This is a genomic window from Gordonibacter sp. RACS_AR68 (assembly GCF_030418485.1).
Classification (GTDB): Bacteria; Actinomycetota; Coriobacteriia; order Coriobacteriales; family Eggerthellaceae; genus Gordonibacter; species Gordonibacter urolithinfaciens.
The window spans coordinates 1-16,456 of record NZ_JAIPUP010000001.1 but is presented as its reverse complement, the minus strand read 5'-3'; the positions used below and the strand labels follow the sequence as shown (position 1 = coordinate 16,456).

Below are 16,456 nucleotides of genomic sequence, written 5' to 3'. Positions count from 1 at the left end.
CGGGGAGGCGGGAACCGGCCCCCTGTCGTTGGTGGTCAGCATCTGCCCTCTGCGCGAAGGGGAAGGGGACGCCGCCCGTGCGCCGGTTCCGCGTGATGCGCCGAAGGCGGGTGGCCGCCTGCCCGGCGGGGACGTGCCGGTAGACGATCCTGCGCCCACTGCCCTCGCCGCCAGGCGGGGAAGGCATGCCGGCCTTCCGGTGCCGGCAACTGGCGAAAGGGCAAGGCCATGAGCGCACCGTACGTCATCGCGGCGTCCGTGCTCGGCTGCGCGTTCGGCTGGCTTCTCGTCCCTTGGGCGAGCGACGTGCTGCTGCACCGGGTGCGCGAGCGGGCGGACGCTTGGTGGGACGAGTCGCTGGAAGCTTACCGCGCGTTCAAGCGCGCTCATCCCGGGAGCGAGCCGTCCAGCGCGGCGCCGGGGGCCGAGGGGGCGGTTGGCATATGGCGCGACGAGGCGTTTGCCGCTGGCTTGGCGGGCTCGCTCACCGAGGAGCGCTTGAAGGCGCTCGCCGGGGTCGGGTTCAAGGTCGGGGGCCTGGAAGCAGCGGGGACCGCCGACGAGCGTGGCCGGCGCTACTCGTTCGAGCCCCGCCCCCGGTCCCGCATGCTCTGCGCGGCGGCCCTTGGGGCAGCGTTCGCCGTCGCGGCGGCCATCGCCCCGAGCGCGCCCGCTGCCGCGATGCTGGGCATCTGCGCGGCAGCCATGGCCACGGCCGTAGTCTGCGACCTGCGATCGCGGGCCATCCCGCTCGAGGCATGCGGGTTGATGGCGGTGGCGGGCACGGCGTTCCAGCTGCTCGCCTGCGGTCCCGAGGGTGCGGCAACGGGCTTCGCGGTTGCGCTTGTCGTGGCGGCGGGCTCGGCGCTCGCGAACCGCCTGTTGGGCGCACGCTGTCCTGGCGGGGCGGTGGGCAGGGGCGACGTTCGTTGCATGGGGGCGCTGTCCTTGGCAACGGGCGCCGGCGCCCTGTGCGGGTTCGCGGCCTGCTATGTGCTCGCGGGCCTCGCGGCCCTGGCCGGATGCGCGGCAGGCAGGCTCAAGCTGGGCGACGGCATGCCCATGGCGCCGTTTCTCTCGGCCTGGCTTGCTTGCGGCGCGGCGGTCGGCGTGACGTTGGCATGAGCGCGATAAGGGAAGACGGGATCCGAAAGGACCTTTGAAAACGTGAGAGAAGGGAAGTTCCATCATGAAGCAGGAGAAGAATCGGTCCTACCAGCACAGCAAGCTTAAGGCGCTCGTCGTGCGCGGAGAGGAGGGAGGCGGGTCCGAGATCGTGCAGACGGTGATCGTGCTCGGTTTCGCCGTCGGCCTGGGGGCGGCGCTCATGCTGCTGCAGGGCAACATCCAAACGGCCATTACCACGGCAGGCACGAACATCACCGACCTGTTCTCGAAGGTGACGAACGGTGCGGCCAAGTAGGCGCTCCTTCCGATCCGAGCGGGGCGGCAGCGTCGTGGTCGCCGTGGCGGCCATGCCGCTGTTGCTCACGTTCCTGTTCGCGGCCATCGACCTGGGGCGCGTCGCGTTCCTGGGTGCCGAGGCGAGCACGGCCGCCCACGCCGTATGTCGTTTCGTGGAGACGACCCCTTCGGCGACGGCCTTTCCGGACCGGTTGCGGGTGGCCGCTCTCGAGGCGGCGCCGTCGCTGGGCGCCGCGGAGCTGGAGCTGTCCGTGGCTGCGGAGGTGGGCGGCGCCGTGGAGCGGGAGATCGCCTACCGGCTGCACGACGACGAGGACGGCTCGTTCGCCGTCCGCAGCGTTTGTACGCGTACGTGCCCGGTGGCGGTCGAGCTCTCGGTGCGAGCACGCTACCTGACGCCAATCGGCTCCCTGCTCTCGCAGGAGGAGTCCGGTCCGGTGTTCTCGTGCACGGCCAGGGCGTGCGGGTCGGTCGACGAGACGGCTCGGGGGGAGGCGGCATGAGGACGGGGAAAGGCAGGTGGCTGGGATGCGGTGCGCGGGCGGGATCTGGCGCTCCGGCAAGAGGCGGCTTGCGGGTGCGGGGTGCACCCGAGCGGGGGAGCGAGATCGTGCAATCCGTGGTTGCCGTGTCGCTTGTGCTGCTCGTGGTGTTCGCGGCGGTGCAGGCGGGCGCCATGATGCTCTCCGTCAACCGCTTGACGGCCGATCTCACGCGCGCCTGCCGACAGATGGACACGGCCGGGCTCGTCCTGGCCGCCGATCGCGAGCGGTTCGTGGCAGACGAGGTGCTGGGCGCGGCGACGCAGCTAAGACCCGATCTTCTGACGGTTTCGAACGTGCGGGCCGAGGAGCTTGCCACGACGCAGGGCGCGCGCCTTGTTGCAGGGGCGCCAAGCGGCGGAGCTGGCGAGGAGGGCGCAAGGTCGGACGCGGGAGTGGTGCAGCGCACGGACGCCGTGAGCGTGTCGTTCGACGTGCGCTACGAGCTGCCTTCCCTGGCGGCGATCCCGGGGTTGGCCCACTGCGCGATCGCGCGGCACGTCGTGTGCGAGCTGATGGCGGGAAGGATCGTGGAAGTGGAGGTAGGGGCATGAGCCGTGCTGTCGCCAAGAGGGCGTTGCGCGTCCGACCGACGCGCAACGCCCTTCACCTGCACCGCATGCCGGACGAGCGCGGCACCATTGCGCCGTTGGCGGTGACGGCGGTGCTGCTCCTGTTCGCCGTGCTCGCGTTCTCGGTCGACCAGGGCATCGCGTGCGCGGCGAAGGTTCGCCAGGAAAACGCGGTCGACGCAGCGCGCGATGCCTGCTTCGACGCCTCGTTCGCGCTGATGGCGAAGAATGCCGACGACCCGGGGCTCGCGGTTGCGCATCGGGTTGCGGAAACGTTGCGTGCGGATGGGTTCTTCGGGGCGGTCACCGTGTGGTTCTTCGAGGTGCCGAAGGAGGAGCTGCCGGACTCGCGCCGCGTATGGGGCATGGCGGTGCAGCTGCAGGAGCAGGTGCCCACGGTGTTCGCGCGCGGGTTCGGCATCGAGTCGCTGCCCGTGGCGTCGAAACGGGTGGTGGTGGCCGAGCCGTTCGCCGGATCGGTGGTTTGGAGACCCGACGGGTCGGGAGGCGAGGTGTTCGAACTGGCCACCGGCGCCGACTCGACGGCGCTGTTGCGGGGGCGCTTCGACCGGTTGGATGACGGACCCGCTGAATTAGATCGCGAAGTTCGTGCTGCCGTTGCGGCGGCGGGCGGGCTTGCAGAGAGGAAGGAGCCATGATCGTGCAACGGGCAAGGGAGCAGGCGGGGGCACCGTCAGGCTATGCCAGCCGTGCGGGTGCCTCCGCGGTGCCAGAAGGGCAGCCGGCCTCGGTCGGCGGATCGCGTACTCGGCCCGAGCGGCCGCAGGCGCCGCACAGTCCACAGGATCCCCGGCGGGTCAAGAGCTTGGCCGCCGTAGCGGCAGCCTCGGTGGCGGTCGCGCTGGTTGCGGCGGCTTACGGCACGTGGGCGGCGCTGTCCGCGCAAGCGATGGTGGAGGCTGCGAGCGCGGACGCGCAGCCCACGCTGGTGGCCGCCGCCGACATACGGGCGGGGGACGTGCTCGCGGCCTCGTCGCTCGAGGTGCGCTCGGTGCCGCGCAGCCTGCGCGTGCAGACCGCGCTCGGTGCCGACGTCCTCGAGGGCTCCGCTTCGCCCGTCGGCCAGCGCGCGCTGGCCGACCTGCCCGCTGGCACCCAGGTCACGCCGGCGGCGGTGTCCGGACGTGCGGACGGCGCTCGCCTGTCGGCGGCGCTCGCCGCAGGTCGGCAAGCCGTGACGGTGGCGGTAGATGCCGAGTCGGGCCTGGCGGGCCAGCTGCGTCCGTCGGACCGCGTGAGGGTGGTCGCCCTGGAAGGCGCGGCTTCGGGGGAGGCCTTCCTGTCTACCATCTGCGACGACGTGCGCATCGTCTCGCTCGACGGCGACCGCGTGGGCGGGGACGGCGCCTACGCGTCCGTAACGCTGGAGGTGACGCCCGAGCAGGCAGATGCCGTGCGCGCTGCGCAATGGGCGGGAAAGGTGAGCCTCGTGCTCATGCCGGCGCTCGTGGAGCCTACGGCGGCCGGCGAGACGGGGGACGGGCCTGCAGGTGGTTTCGGGGTGGGGGGCGGCGAAGCGCCGGAGGCGGGAACGGCTCATGCAGCGGAGGAGGCCGTCGATGGATAAGGCGCTCGAGCGCGCGCTCAAGGCCTCCGTGCGCGACGAGGTGGCGGCAAGGCTCGGCGGCCTGACCGCGAGCCCGTCCCAGGTGGAGCAGCTGGTGGTCGAGGCGGTTGGCGAGTTGAGGCTCGACTACGGTGCGCAGCTGGAACCTGGCGAGGCGCAGGCGCTCGCCCAGGCGCTCGTCGATGACTTCCTGTACTACGGACCGCTCCAACCGCTGCTCGACGACGGGTCCATCACGGAGGTAATGGTGAACGGGGGCGGCGTGGACCTGTCAGATCCATCGCTGCCGTTCCTGCCTCCCATCGTGTACGTGGAGCGGGCAGGTCTGTTGGAGTATCGGCCGGACATCGCCTTCGACGATGCCGGGCATGTGCGGAGGATCATCGACAAGATAGCCGAGCAGGCCGGCGTCCGCTGCGACGAGGCGCACGCCATGGGATGCGCCATGCTGCCCGGCGGCCGGGCGCGCGCCACGTTCGTCGTGCCGCCGCTCGCCCCTGACGGACCGGCGCTCAACCTGCGCATGTTCAAGGAGGACCTGATGGGCATGGGTGACCTTGAGCGTGCCGGCGCGCTCACGCCCGCCATGTCCGACTTCCTCCGCTCGGCCGTGGCGGCACGCTGCCCCATCGTTGTCTCGGGAGGCACCGGCTCGGGCAAGACCACGCTCCTGAATGCGCTATCGGAGTTCATTCCCGTAGGCGAGCGCGTCATCACGTTGGAGGACACACCCGAGCTGCGCCTGCGTACGCCTCACACGGAGCGAATGCAGACGCGCGAGGCGAACGTGGAAGGCGAGGGCGCGGTGAGCATGCGCGAGCTGGTGGGCATCGCGCTCAGGCGCCGCCCCGACCGCATCATCGTGGGCGAGTGCCGGGGCGCAGAGGCCTACGACATGCTGCAGGCCATGCAGACCGACCACCCCGGCTCCATGACCACGGTGCATGCGAACGACCCCGGCAACGCCATCAGCCGCCTGCGCACCATGGTGGGTTACGCCGACGGCGACCTGAACCGCGAGGTGATCATGCAGCAGATAGCCGAGTCGCTCTCGGGCGGGCTCATCGTGCACGTCGAGCGGCTGCAGGACGGGAACCGCCGGATCACGAGCATCGTGGCAGTCGATCCGCTGCCCGAGGGCGGCGCGGTCATCCCGCGCGCCGAGCTGTTCGCCTACGACGTGGCCGGAGTGGATGACGATGGCTGGGTGGTGGGCGCCTGGCGGGCATGCGGCATCCAGCCCCAGCACATCAAGGAGCGGATGAGGGCGGCGGGCGTCTGGTTCGACCCTGCGTGGTTTTTCGCGGAATAGGGGGGCTTCTGCTTGCTGAAGGCCCGCGGGTGGTCCAGGCGAAGGCGCCGACCTGCCCGGTCGCTGAGAGCAGTTGGTGCCGGGGCGGTTGCGCCCAAGGTCGAAAGAGGAGGAAGGCGATGGTCTACTTAGTTGCATCGACCGCCATCATGGCGCTATGCGCCGTGCTGGCGGCGAGAACGCTCGGCTGCGTGAGGGAGGAGCGGCTTGCGCAGCGGGCTTGGGCCGCCTCGGCGGCTTCGGGCGGACTGCCCGGCCGTTCGGCGCAAGTCGAGCTTCCGATCCGGCGCGCGCCTTCCGGCCCGGAGCGCGACACGCCGCTTGGCAGGTTGCTCTGCGCCGCAGGCATCGGGCTGACAGCGCGGCAGGGGGTTGCCGCTACGGCTGGAACGGCTGTGCTGGTGGGCGCGTGCGCGGGTGCGGCGAGCGGGGTCGTCGCATTCGGGGCGGTGGTGGCAGGTGCCGTGCCTGCGCTGGCCTACCTGCGCTTGCGCCAGCGTTGTCGCAAGCGCAGCGAGCTGCTGGACGTCCAGCTTGCCCATGCGCTTCCGCAGATAGCGGCCAGCCTGCGCAGCTCGCTCACGCTGGAGCGTGCGCTGCGCGTCGCCCTCGTGCATATGGACGATCCCCTTCATGGCGAGATCGCGCGCGTGCTGGCCGATGCAACCTACGGCATGCCCCTGCACGAGGCGCTCGAAGGCATGGCGCACCGCACTCAGAGCGAGGACGTGAGGACCCTCGCCTCGGCGGCGCGGATGCGCCAGGGCAGCGGCGGCAGCGTCGCTGCCGCCCTCGCCCTGGTCTCGTCGCGCGTGAACGCCCGTCTGAAAGCGGCGCGCGAGCTCAAGGTGGAGGTGGCGGGGACGCGCCTGGCGAAGTGGTTCGTCGCCGGAGCCATGCCCGCCATCTTCCTCATCATGTACGCGATGAACGCCGATTTCGCGCGTTTCTACACGACCGAGCCGCTCGGCTGGGCCGTGCTCGGCGCGGCGTCGGTTATGGAAGCGGTCGGCCTGGCGCTGGCGCATGCCGTCACGTCGCTCGATCGAAGGTAAACGGCCTGCACGGCAGATGGAAAGAGGGGCGGGGCAATGGAAGGATCGTGGATCGCGGCTATCGTGCTGCTGGTTCTGGGAGGCGGTGCCGCATGCGCTGTCTACGAGGTGCTGGTAAGGAGGTTTGCCCCGCAGCGCACCGGGCGCGTGAAGATGGGCGAGGTACCGGTGGGCGACCGGCCTCGAACGGCGTGTGGAGACCCGGGCGCACGGGAGGGGACGGGGAACGCACGCCTAAGGGCGGACGAGCGGTCGGGCACGGCGCAACGGCGGGCGGCTGCGAGGTCAGGTTCGGCACGGCGGCAAGCGGAGGCATCGCGCTCGCTTTCGGGCGTCCGCATCCATGGGCTCGCTGGCGCATGGCGCGCGCTCGCAGCCGCGTGCGGCGCCCGGGGGCGTTTCCTCGGGGCGGCCACGAAGCGCGTCGAGCGCTTGCTGCCCATGACGCGTGCCGACGGCGACGCGTACCGTGCCGAGATAGCCCGGGCTGGGTGGAGCATAGAGCCCGAGACGTGGCGCGTGCTGCGCATCGTGGCCGCGACAGGATGCGGCGCGTTGGCGGGCGTCGGGGCGGTGGCCGCAGGCGCGGTTCCGATCGCGGCGCTCGCCGTCGTGGGCACCGCCGCCGTTGCCGGATGGACGGCACCGCGCCTTGCTATCGCGCAGGCAGCCGCCCGCCGGCGCCAGGCGATCGAGGCGCAGCTTCCCGACGCCATGGAGCTGCTGGGCATCGCGATAGCGGCCGGCTCGCCGGTCGAGCAGAGCTTCCGCGAGGTGGCGCAGAACCTCCGGCCTCCGCTTTCGGGCGAGTTCGAGGCCGTCGACCGCGAGGTGAACCTGCTGGGGCACTCCCGCGAGCAGGCGCTCGACCATCTTGCCGCGCGGTGCGCGAGCAGGGACGTCTCGGCGTTCGTCGCGCAGCTCGCCCAGGCGGTGAGCCAGGGCTCGTCCATTGCCGAGGGGCTGTCGTCGCAGGCGGCCCTTGCTCGCGAGACGGCGCAGGCGGCGGCTCTCGAGCGCATCCGCAAGATGCCGACGAAGCTGGACGTGGTGCTGTCGTTCTGCTTCCTACCGCCAACCATCGCGCTCGTCGTCGTGCCGACGGTGGTCGACCTGCTGAAGTTCCTGAACGATACGCTGCAATGAGAAGGGTGATTGCCATGGGTGAGCAACGGGGAAGCGGCGCGGCTTTTGGCGGTGGCGGGCCGCGGGACGCAGCAACGGGCACCGCGCGTCCGGATGCCGACGCTGGTGCCGCACCGTCGGGCGCCGGCGCCGTGCATCCCGGCGGGGCGCCGGGTGGGAGGCCGCAGAGGCGCGGCATCTCGCGGCGCGCGTTTTTGGGGCTGGGCGGCACTGCGGCGTTGACGCTGCTGCTGGCGCCGCGCCTGGCCTGGGGTGGCGTGGGCGGCGGCAGCTGGGGGAATGCCGGCGGCACGGCGTACCCCGGGTCGCACTTCGGCTACGACGGGGGCTGGGGCTACTCCAGCAACGGCAAGGTGTGGCTCGCGGTGAGCAGCAATGCCACCATCGGGCGCATGACCGAGCTGTTCGTGGAGATAGCGGTGACATCCTACTACGCCAACGGCGGCGCTTGGTCGCCCACGTGGTTTACCGACTACCCCGACACTCACGTCGACTCGTTCGTGCGCAACGAGGCGGGGGTCTGGCTGTCCTCCACGAGCGGCTTCTACGATACCACCTACGATAGCGCGTGGTTCCAAGGCCCCTATGCCACGCACCGCCTGCGCGTAAGGCGGGAGGTCTGGGACTGGTGGTCGTGGGCCGGGGTGCACGCCTGGTGCGACTCCCCCGACAGCGCCAACGGCATAAACACCACGGCCGAGGCATCGCAGCTGATCCCGCACCATCCGCTTGTCGACGATCGTTCGTGGCAGGGCAAAATCGTCACCTTGCGTCCCGAAGCCGCTCCCCACCTGCGTCTCGATGCCAGCGGCGGCGGCGCTGTCAACGGTACCAACATGCTGGCATGGAGTGCGTCGGACTACACGAACCAGCACTGGCTCGTGCTCACGAGCGCCCAGGGCCGCACATGTCTCGTGCCCGTGCACACGGGCGAGGCGCCGCTTTTTGCCGATGTGTCCAGCAACGACTGGAACGACGGCGACAACGTGCACCTCTGGAGCGGCACGGGAGGATGGAACCAGTCGTTTTGGCTGCACGACCTGGGCACGGGCTACCATATGATCGTGCCCGAATGCTCCGGCTGCGCCCTTGACCTGGCGGGTGGCGGGCAGGGCAACGGCACTAACGTCGCCCAATGGAACTGCTACGGCGATTGGAGCAACCCCAACCAGCACTGGGCTCTGGAAGAGCCGCTGTTCCGCGAGCGGGATCCGGGTGCGCTGGTGCTTTCCAGCATCGATAGCTCCGGCGAGGACGAGGGTTCTGGCGAGACCGGCAAGGTCGAGGGCGCAAGCGAGACCGACGATGCTGGCGAGGCGCGCAAGGCCTGCGAGGCCGAGCCAGGTGCGGTGCTCGCACCTTCCGATCCTGATCGCGCGTGCCTGCCGCGCAACTACCCGGGAACAGCGGGCATGTTCTACCGCTACGCCTGGTACCGCGGCGCGTCGCCGGGGGAGCGTGCGGAGACCGTGAGGGAGCCGAGCCAGGAGCCGGCGTACGAAGTGGCGGAGGGCGACGAAGGTGCGTACCTCACCTGCGTGGTGAGGGCGTACGCGCGCTACGGTAACGTGCCGTATCGGGGCGAGGTCGAAACTGCGTCGGTGCACGTCCGCTCCCGCCGCGTGCGCGTGCGCTTCTTCGCGGACGGCGACCCGGAACCGTGCTTCGTGGAAGAGCCCGACCGCGGGAGCGCCTACGTGCCCCCGCAGGCCGCCTGGCAAGCTGCCGAGAAACCCGGTTGCGCCGGCGTGGACGGCTGGTACCGCGATGCGTCCTGCACCGAGGCCTTCGTTGATGGCGGTCTGGTCGAAGGCGACCTCGACCTGTTCGCGCGCAATCGCGTGGAGCTGACGTACGCCCAGGCCGACCGCTCCTGCCTGCTGGCCTCGCCACGCGCGTACTTTCTCGACGAGGCATGCGAGCATCCGCTGCCCGACCCGTCGGCCTTGCTACCGTCCCCGGCATCTCTTCACTACGGCGACCGCGTGTCCTTCGCCCGCGGGGCGAGCGCCTGGTACGAGGACATGGGCCGTGTCCGCGAGGCATCGTGTGCCCTGGGCGCCTACGCCGCCCCCGATGCGGCCGACCTCCCGCTCCGCAGCGCCCGCCTCACCTGCAACACCACGGCCTACCTCCTGTGGCGCACCCCCGCCTACGACGGCATCGCGCTCTCGTGATATAAACCTTGCTCTTGAGTAATACTTACTCGTGCGTTATAGTGAAGGGAGTGAAAAATGCCGCCGAAACCGTTCGAGATATACCGTCGGCTCTTGCGCGAAGGCTGGCATGACGACGGCTGCAAAGGGTCCCATCGGAAGCTATCAAAGGACGGCACGAGGATCATCCTGCCCATGCATCGCGGGGAGATGGCTAAGGGGATGTGGGAGGATGTCAGGAAAAGGGCCGGATGGCGGTAAGCCTCGCGGAAGGAGAGGGCATGAGATACACGTACCCCGCTCTTATTGTCAAGGACGAATGGGTTGGCTATTGCGCCTACCTGAATGATTTCGACATCGTCACGCAAGGCGACGATGTTCAAGACGCTATCGAGATGGGCGCCGACGCCCTTTGGCTCATGATTGACGACTACCTCCAGCTGGACAAGCCGCTTCCCAAGCCGACGTACCCCGAGGAGCACGAGGGCCTGCTCGTGGCCATCTCGGTGGATGTGGACACCGAGCGCGGCCTACTCACCACGAAGATGGCGGCGGGCCTGCTCGGCGTGAGCGATGCGCGCGTGCGGCAGATGGTGTGCTCGGGCCAGCTTGCCTCCAAGAAGATCGGCCGCGACAACTACGTCTACCTGTGGAGCATCCGCGAGCGCCAGGCTAACCCCCCGAAGCCGGGCCGCCCCAGGAAGAAGGCCGCCTCCGCCCCTGCGAAGGAGACGGAGGCGGTGTAGCGGCCGGTCGTCGGCGTGCATCGCGTGAGCGCCTGACTGCGGCAAGGCTCCGGCCGCCGTGCCCCCTACGCCCCCGTCAAGCTGGCGGCCGCGTTGCCGCCAGCCTCCGCCGAGCGCATGCGCACGCGTCCTGCGGCAAGCGCCACGGCGAAGACGGCGGCCGCGAACAGCACGATGATGCCGAGGTTGCCCAAAATCGGCGCGGCGGACTCCCAGGTGACCTCGGCGAGGTGCGCGCTCTCGGTGACGGCCTGGGTGTACCAGTACGTGGGGAAGAACTTCGCCGCCGTCTGAATCTCGGCGCCCAGCAGGTCAAGGCTGATCCACGCCCCGCCCATGAACGCCATCACCATGCCGCCGATGTTGCCCACCGCGTTCGTGGTGGCCTCGCCCACGCCCAGCTGCCCCAGAAGAAAGCCCACCGCCAGCGGCACGAGCGCCAGCGCGAACGCCGCCGCCAGCATGAGCGCAACGGCCCCTGCGGGCACGCCCTCCAGCGTGTACCCGAACGCCGCAAGCCCGATGCCGCAGGTCACCGCGCACACCGCCATGGTCACCAGCAGGCTGGCGGCCGCCTTCCACAGGCCCAGCCGCACGCTGCCCACAGGCCCCACCTGCGTGCGCCGCAGCACGTCGGTGCGGTTGAACGCGCCCATGAGCAGGCTCACGCACACGATGATGGCGGCCATGAGCGTATAGGAGCACCACATGAGGTAGAAGGCGAAGCGGTCGGCCGGTATGGCTCCGCCCTGCGTCCGCACCGTCTCGACGTCCGCCGTCTGGGCGGCGGCCCCGTCGGCGCGCGCCAGCACGTCGGCCGCGGCTGCGTCCGGCTCGAGCGCGGCCTCGGCCCGCACGAGCCCCAAATACTGGTTCGCCTGCTGGTCGAGCAGCGTGCCGGCCATCGTCCCGTAGCTGTACGCCACCTCGACGGCGGGCACGTCCTCGCCCGAGCGCGCCGCCTCCAAGAACGCGCGCTCGTACCCCTCGGGCACCACGAGCACGCACTTCGCCTGCCCCTTGGCCACGGCGTCCTGCATCGCGAACGCGTCATCGGCGACTTCGATCCGCTCGCCGTGCTCGCCCAGAAACGCGGCCAGGTGCTCGGAAAGCGCGCTGCCGTCCCGATCCACCACGGCGAACGGCTCCCTCGCCGCCTCATAGCTTCCTTCTTCCGTGTCGGGGGCGACGCCCATGGCCACGAACAGGCCGAGAAGGCTCAAGAAACCCACGTACACGACCACGTACACCGGGTGCGTCAGCACCACGCGCAGGGCGGTTTTAAAGACTTGCATAGCGCTGCCTCCTCACGAACAGGGCGGACACGGCGAACACGACGGCGGTCATCGCAAGCAACAGGCCGACTTTCTCGGCGAAGGGCACGAGCGAGTCGTAGTAGTACAGGCTGTAGAATGTGTCGGTGACCACCTTGGCGGGGTTGAGCGAGGCGAGCAGCGGATAGTCGCGCGCCAGCTGGTCGGCCATGTTCATCACCGGCTCGCCGTAGAGCCCCGCGAACAGCGACAGCAGGCAGGTCGTGCCGGTGAGCAGGCCCGTCTTCACGCCAAACCCCACCTTGGGAAGCGACCCCAAAAGCGTGCCGAACGCGGTGGAGAACAGCGCGCACACCGCGATGGCCCCGATGCAGGCAACCTCCCGGCCCGCGAAGTCGATGCCCGCCGTGAAGCGCATGTAGGCCAGCGCCGCCAGAAGGCACGCTGTCGCCAGCACCCAGCTGGCCGCCAGCGCGGCCGCGAGCGTCTTCCCGCGGCTCACGGCGCCCACGGCCCGCCGCGCGCCCAAAGGCGAGAGGTTCGGCTGCGCCTCGCACACGGCCACCATCCCTATCTGCGCGCAGAACAGGCAGGCCATGCCCAGAAGCGCGTAGTAGAACCGCACCGATTGCGTGGGCTCGCTGCGCGTGAGCGACACCTGCACGGTGGCGTCGCCCTGCGAGAGCGCGCGCTCCACCAGGTCGGGGTCGGCCAGCGCCATCGGGTTGTCATGCGCGATGCCCTTGAGCAGGTCGGCGTTGCGCACGTAGGTGTCGGCCACCGTGTTCAGGATGGTGCGGCCGATCTGCTTCGTGCCCACGCCGTCGGAGACGGGAGACACCGCCAGATGCGGCGCGCCCTCGCCATCCACGGACAGCACGCCCATCACGTCGCCCGCCTCCAGCGATCCTCGCGCCTCCTCGGCGGTGGCGAACTCGCGCACGTCGAGCAGCTGGTCTTCGCCGGGCTGGGACAGCTCGTCCACCAGGGCGGAGAATTCCTCGTCGGCGCGGTAGGCATCGTCGGCCACCACCGCCGTGGGCACGGCCTCGAACGACATCGAGCTGTCGAGGTTCGCGAACATGAACATGAACAGGGTGCACAGGATGATGGGGAAGGCGAGCGCCCACACCGCGAGCTCCGTCTTCCGCGTGAGCACCGCCAGCGCCCCTCTGAATGCGTTCCACATGGTCGGCCCCCTAGTCCCTGAGCGCTTTGCCGGTGATCTCGAGGAACACGTCGTTCAACGTGGGCGGCTCGGCGTAGATGCGCCCCGTGGCCACGCCGCGTGCGGCGAGCGCTCCCAGCACGTCGGCCACGTTGTGCGCGCCGTTGCCGCAGTCGGCCTCCAGCATGGTCCCGTCGAAGGATGCCCCCAGCACGCACGGCAGCGCGCGCACGGCCGCCAGCACGGCATCGTCGCACGCGTCCACCTCCACGCGGATGCGCTCGCCCGTGCCGATCATGGCCTTCAGCTCGTCGTTCGTGCCGGTGGCCAGCGCCCGCCCCGCATCCATGATCATGATGCGCGTGCAGATGTCCTCCACCTCCTCCATGTAATGGCTCGTGTACACGATGGTGGAGCCCTGGGCGTTCAGGCGCAGGATGCCCTCGAGGATGGCGTTTCGGCTCTGCGGGTCCACGGCCACGGTGGGCTCGTCGAAGAAGATGAGCTCGGGCTTGTGCGCGATGCCGCACGCGATGTTCAGTCGGCGCAGCAGGCCGCCCGAGAGCTTGCGCGGCCGGAACTTCGTGAAGTCCTCCAGCCCCACGAACGCGATGGCCTCCTCCACGAGCTCCCGGCGGCGGCGCTTGTCGTCGACGTAGAGCGCGCAGAAGTAGTCGATGTTGCCGCGCACGGTGAGCTCCTCGAACACCGCCACGTTCTGCGGCACCACGCCGATGCGGCGCTTCAAGTCGTAGCGCGACGGCTTCATGTCCTCGCCGAACAGGCGGATGGCGCCCTTGTCGTAGGTGAGCAGCTGCAGCATGCAGTTGATGGCGGTGGTCTTGCCCGAGCCGTTTGGGCCCAACAGGCCGAACACCTCGCCCGGCGCGATGTGCAGGCCGAAGTGGTCGAGCGCCACCACGTCGCCGTAGCGCTTTACCAGGTTGTCGACCGCGATGATGTCTTCCATGGGAATCTCCCTGCCTTCTCCTCGATGATGGTTCCATGATGGCCTCATCGCGCCCGCCGCGCCAGTGAGTGCCGTCATCGATCGCGCCGACCGCCCCATGACAAATGTCACGGATTCTCGGCGCATGCGCGCATGCGGCGTGTGCGGCCGCATGCGACCTGCTACCATGGCCCCCATGGAGAGAATCGTCGACAAGGCCATCGTGCTCGTGTGCTGCCTCGCGTGCTTCGCGGTGCTGCCGTGGGAGGTCGCGCTGCTGCTCGCGCTGCTCGCGGCCGTGGCCGCCTCTGCGCTCGGCGAGGCGCTGCCGGAGCGGTTCGCCTTCGTCCCGGCGCTTGTCTACGCGCTCGCAGCATTCGCGTGGCCGTCGTTCGCCGCGTTTCTGGCGCTCGCGGTGTACGATCTCGCGCGCGATGACCATCTGGCAATCCGCTGGTGCTGGCTGCTCCCCGCGCTCTCGGCGTTCGTGCGCCTCGAAGCCGTGCTCGCACTCCTCATGGCGCTGGCCTGCGCCATGGCCCTTCTGCTCTCGTACCGCACGCGCCGCTTCCAAACCGAGCTTGCCGCGTACCGCCGCCTGCGCGATGACGTGCAGGAAACCTCCCTTGCGCTGGAGGAGAAGAACCGCGGGCTGCGCGACAAGCAGGATCTCGAGGTGAGGTTGGCCACGCTGGCCGAGCGCGGCCGCATCGCACGCGAGATCCACGACAACGTGGGGCATCTGCTCACGCGCTCCATCATGCAGGTGGAGGCGCTGCAGGTGGTGCACCGCGACGACGAGCGGGTGCGCTCGGAGCTGGCGCAGGTAGGGGCCACGCTGCACGAGGCCATGAGCACGGTCCGCGCCAGCGTGCACGACCTGCACGACGACGCGTTCGACCTGGAGACCCAGCTGAGGGAGGCGGCCGAGGCCTTCACGACGCTCGCCGTGGACATCGACTACCGCGCGTCCGACGTGCCGTCCGACGTGGGCTACGGCTTCATAGCCATTGTCCGCGAGGCGCTTTCGAACGCCTCCAAGCACTCCGACGCCAGCCGCGTGTCCGTGTCGGTGGCCGCCTACCCGGCGTTCTACCGGCTGGCCGTGCACGACAACGGCTCCGTGCTGCCGCCCGCGTCCGTGCTCGACCGGCAGGGGGCCGACTCGGCGCCCGCCTCCGGGGCCGCTCGCGGCATCGGGCTGGCCACCATGTCCGACCGCGCCCGCGCGCTGGGCGGCATGCTGCGCGTCGACTACGACCAGGGCTTCAAGGTGTTCGTCACCGTACCGAAGGAGGATATCCCATGAGCGAGGAGAAGGCCGCGGGCCCGTCCGCGGCGCAGGAGGGGCGCATCCGCGTGTGCATCGTGGACGACGACCCGTTCGTCACCACGTCGCTCGCCACCATCCTGGCCGCCGAGCCCGACGTGGCCGTTGCGGGCGAGGGCTGCGACGGCGAGGCAGCCGTGGCGCTGTTCGAGCGCGAGCGGCCCGACGTGCTGCTCATGGACATCCAGATGCCGGGTACGGACGGCCTTGCGGCGGCCGAGCGCATCCTGGCCGCGCACCCGGAGGCGCGCATCGTGTTCCTGACCACGTTCTCAGACGACGAGTATATCGTGCGGGCGCTGCGCCTGGGCGCGAAGGGCTACCTCATCAAGCAGGAGGTGGCCACCATCGCCCCGGCGCTGCGCACGGTGACGTCCGGCCAGAGCGTGCTGGGCGGGGAGGTGCTCGGCCGCGTGGAAGCCCTCGTGCAGGGCAGGGGGCCGTCCGGCACGGCACGGCTGGCACCTGCTGGCGTTGCCGCGGTGCCGCCGGCGCAGAGCGCCGAGCAGGCGCATGCCGCCGCCGCGCTCGAGCTTTTGTCCGAGCGCGAGCACGCCATCGTGGAGCAGGTGGCCGAGGGCCTGGACAACAAGGAGATAGCCGCCGCCCTCTACATCAGCGAGGGCACCGTGCGCAATCACATCAGCGCCATCCTGCAGAAGCTCCAGCTGAAGAACCGCACCCAGCTGGCCATCGCATACTACCGCGCACGGTAGCCGGGCTCCGCGGGGCGTGACAGGGGGACGGGGCGGTTTCAACCGATCATTGCACACGACCTTAGGATGTGGTGCAATGGCGAAGACGAGGTACACGCTCGATGACTGGAACGCCGTCAGGGAGAGGCTTCGCCTCGGCGACACCGTGCGCGGGGCCGCCGAGGCGTGCGGGGTGAACCGCGGCGCGGTGCTCCGCTGGAGCCATATGGGCGAGCCTCCGGATTGGATGGTGGCGCCGATGGGCTACGAGGTCGACCCGGAGGGCCCGGCTCCGGCGGGGCGCAGCGCCGGGCAGAGGCTCTCCTTCGAGGACCGCGCCTACATCGCGGCCATGAGCTCCCAGGGATGCGGCCCCGCCGAGATCGCCCTCAAGGTGGGCGTGCACAGGACCACCGTGGCCCGCGAGCTCGCCCGGTGCGCCGAGGGGGCCTACGACCCGAGGGAGGCGCACCTCGACGCGAGGAGGCGCGCCCGCAG

Annotated in this window: 18 protein-coding genes; 15 read left to right on the top strand and 3 right to left on the bottom strand. The window is 70.1% G+C overall.

Annotated elements, in window-relative coordinates; all coding sequences use genetic code 11:
• Nucleotides 1–228: 228 nt before the first annotated feature.
• The 12 genes from K9U15_RS00090 to K9U15_RS00035 all read left to right on the top strand — a co-directional run bounded on the left by K9U15_RS00090 (nt 229) and on the right by K9U15_RS00035 (nt 10,542).
• Nucleotides 229–1,125 (top strand): peptidase A24, encoded by an 897-nt coding sequence (locus K9U15_RS00090; RefSeq protein WP_301155389.1) that lies wholly within the window; start codon nt 229–231, stop codon nt 1,123–1,125.
• A 64-nt stretch (nt 1,126–1,189) separates the two neighbouring features.
• The gene (locus K9U15_RS00085) at nt 1,190–1,423 is read left to right on the top strand and encodes a hypothetical protein (RefSeq protein ID WP_154270831.1); all 234 of its coding nucleotides are present in this window, start codon (nt 1,190–1,192) and stop codon (nt 1,421–1,423) included.
• On the top strand, nt 1,410–1,928 hold the full coding sequence (locus K9U15_RS00080) for a TadE/TadG family type IV pilus assembly protein (protein ID WP_278805329.1): 519 nt from the start codon (nt 1,410–1,412) through the stop codon (nt 1,926–1,928). Before K9U15_RS00085 ends, K9U15_RS00080 begins: the two co-directional genes overlap by 14 nt.
• A gap of 107 nt (nt 1,929–2,035) precedes the next feature.
• Nucleotides 2,036–2,521, top strand: a complete 486-nt coding sequence (locus K9U15_RS00075; protein WP_301155387.1) for a hypothetical protein — start codon at nt 2,036–2,038, stop codon at nt 2,519–2,521.
• Entirely contained in the window at nt 2,518–3,198 is a 681-nt protein-coding gene (locus K9U15_RS00070) for a hypothetical protein (RefSeq protein WP_301155386.1), read from the top strand. The genes K9U15_RS00075 and K9U15_RS00070 overlap by 4 nt, the downstream gene beginning before the upstream one ends.
• 167 nt (nt 3,199–3,365) lie before the next feature.
• Nucleotides 3,366–4,127, top strand: coding sequence for a Flp pilus assembly protein CpaB (gene cpaB / locus K9U15_RS00065; RefSeq protein ID WP_301155384.1), 762 nt, complete (start codon nt 3,366–3,368; stop codon nt 4,125–4,127).
• Nucleotides 4,120–5,439, top strand: a complete 1,320-nt coding sequence (locus tag K9U15_RS00060; protein ID WP_301155383.1) for a CpaF family protein — start codon at nt 4,120–4,122, stop codon at nt 5,437–5,439. The genes cpaB and K9U15_RS00060 overlap by 8 nt, the downstream gene beginning before the upstream one ends.
• A gap of 119 nt (nt 5,440–5,558) precedes the next feature.
• Entirely contained in the window at nt 5,559–6,494 is a 936-nt protein-coding gene (locus K9U15_RS00055; protein ID WP_301155382.1) for a type II secretion system F family protein, read from the top strand.
• Between the two features lie 36 nt (nt 6,495–6,530).
• The gene (locus K9U15_RS00050) at nt 6,531–7,640 is read left to right on the top strand and encodes a type II secretion system F family protein (protein ID WP_241557676.1); all 1,110 of its coding nucleotides are present in this window, start codon (nt 6,531–6,533) and stop codon (nt 7,638–7,640) included.
• Between the two features lie 14 nt (nt 7,641–7,654).
• Complete coding sequence (locus tag K9U15_RS00045; RefSeq protein ID WP_301155381.1) at nt 7,655–9,817, top strand: RICIN domain-containing protein; 2,163 nt, start codon at nt 7,655–7,657, stop codon at nt 9,815–9,817.
• A gap of 57 nt (nt 9,818–9,874) precedes the next feature.
• Nucleotides 9,875–10,057 (top strand): type II toxin-antitoxin system HicA family toxin, encoded by a 183-nt coding sequence (locus tag K9U15_RS00040; protein WP_087190022.1) that lies wholly within the window; start codon nt 9,875–9,877, stop codon nt 10,055–10,057.
• Nucleotides 10,058–10,077: 20 nt separating this feature from the next.
• Complete coding sequence (locus tag K9U15_RS00035) at nt 10,078–10,542, top strand: type II toxin-antitoxin system HicB family antitoxin (RefSeq protein WP_301155380.1); 465 nt, start codon at nt 10,078–10,080, stop codon at nt 10,540–10,542.
• A 65-nt stretch (nt 10,543–10,607) separates the two neighbouring features.
• Here K9U15_RS00035 and K9U15_RS00030 read toward each other — a convergent pair whose 3' ends face one another.
• The 3 genes from K9U15_RS00030 to K9U15_RS00020 are packed head-to-tail and all read right to left on the bottom strand — an operon-like array spanning nt 10,608 to nt 13,954.
• Nucleotides 10,608–11,837 (bottom strand): ABC transporter permease, encoded by a 1,230-nt coding sequence (locus K9U15_RS00030; RefSeq protein ID WP_301155379.1) that lies wholly within the window; start codon nt 11,835–11,837, stop codon nt 10,608–10,610.
• Nucleotides 11,824–13,005, bottom strand: a complete 1,182-nt coding sequence (locus K9U15_RS00025; protein WP_301155378.1) for an ABC transporter permease — start codon at nt 13,003–13,005, stop codon at nt 11,824–11,826. The genes K9U15_RS00030 and K9U15_RS00025 overlap by 14 nt, the downstream gene beginning before the upstream one ends.
• A gap of 10 nt (nt 13,006–13,015) precedes the next feature.
• Entirely contained in the window at nt 13,016–13,954 is a 939-nt protein-coding gene (locus K9U15_RS00020; protein WP_301155377.1) for an ABC transporter ATP-binding protein, read from the bottom strand.
• A 175-nt stretch (nt 13,955–14,129) separates the two neighbouring features.
• Here K9U15_RS00020 and K9U15_RS00015 point away from each other — a divergent pair, with 175 nt between their 5' ends.
• The 3 genes from K9U15_RS00015 to K9U15_RS00005 all read left to right on the top strand — a co-directional run.
• On the top strand, nt 14,130–15,242 hold the full coding sequence (locus tag K9U15_RS00015; RefSeq protein ID WP_301155376.1) for a sensor histidine kinase: 1,113 nt from the start codon (nt 14,130–14,132) through the stop codon (nt 15,240–15,242).
• Nucleotides 15,239–15,979, top strand: a complete 741-nt coding sequence (locus K9U15_RS00010; RefSeq protein WP_301155375.1) for a response regulator transcription factor — start codon at nt 15,239–15,241, stop codon at nt 15,977–15,979. The genes K9U15_RS00015 and K9U15_RS00010 overlap by 4 nt, the downstream gene beginning before the upstream one ends.
• Before the next feature lie 76 nt (nt 15,980–16,055).
• Nucleotides 16,056–16,456 (top strand): helix-turn-helix domain-containing protein (locus K9U15_RS00005; protein ID WP_301155374.1); only part of this gene is annotated, 401 nt, incomplete at its 3' end.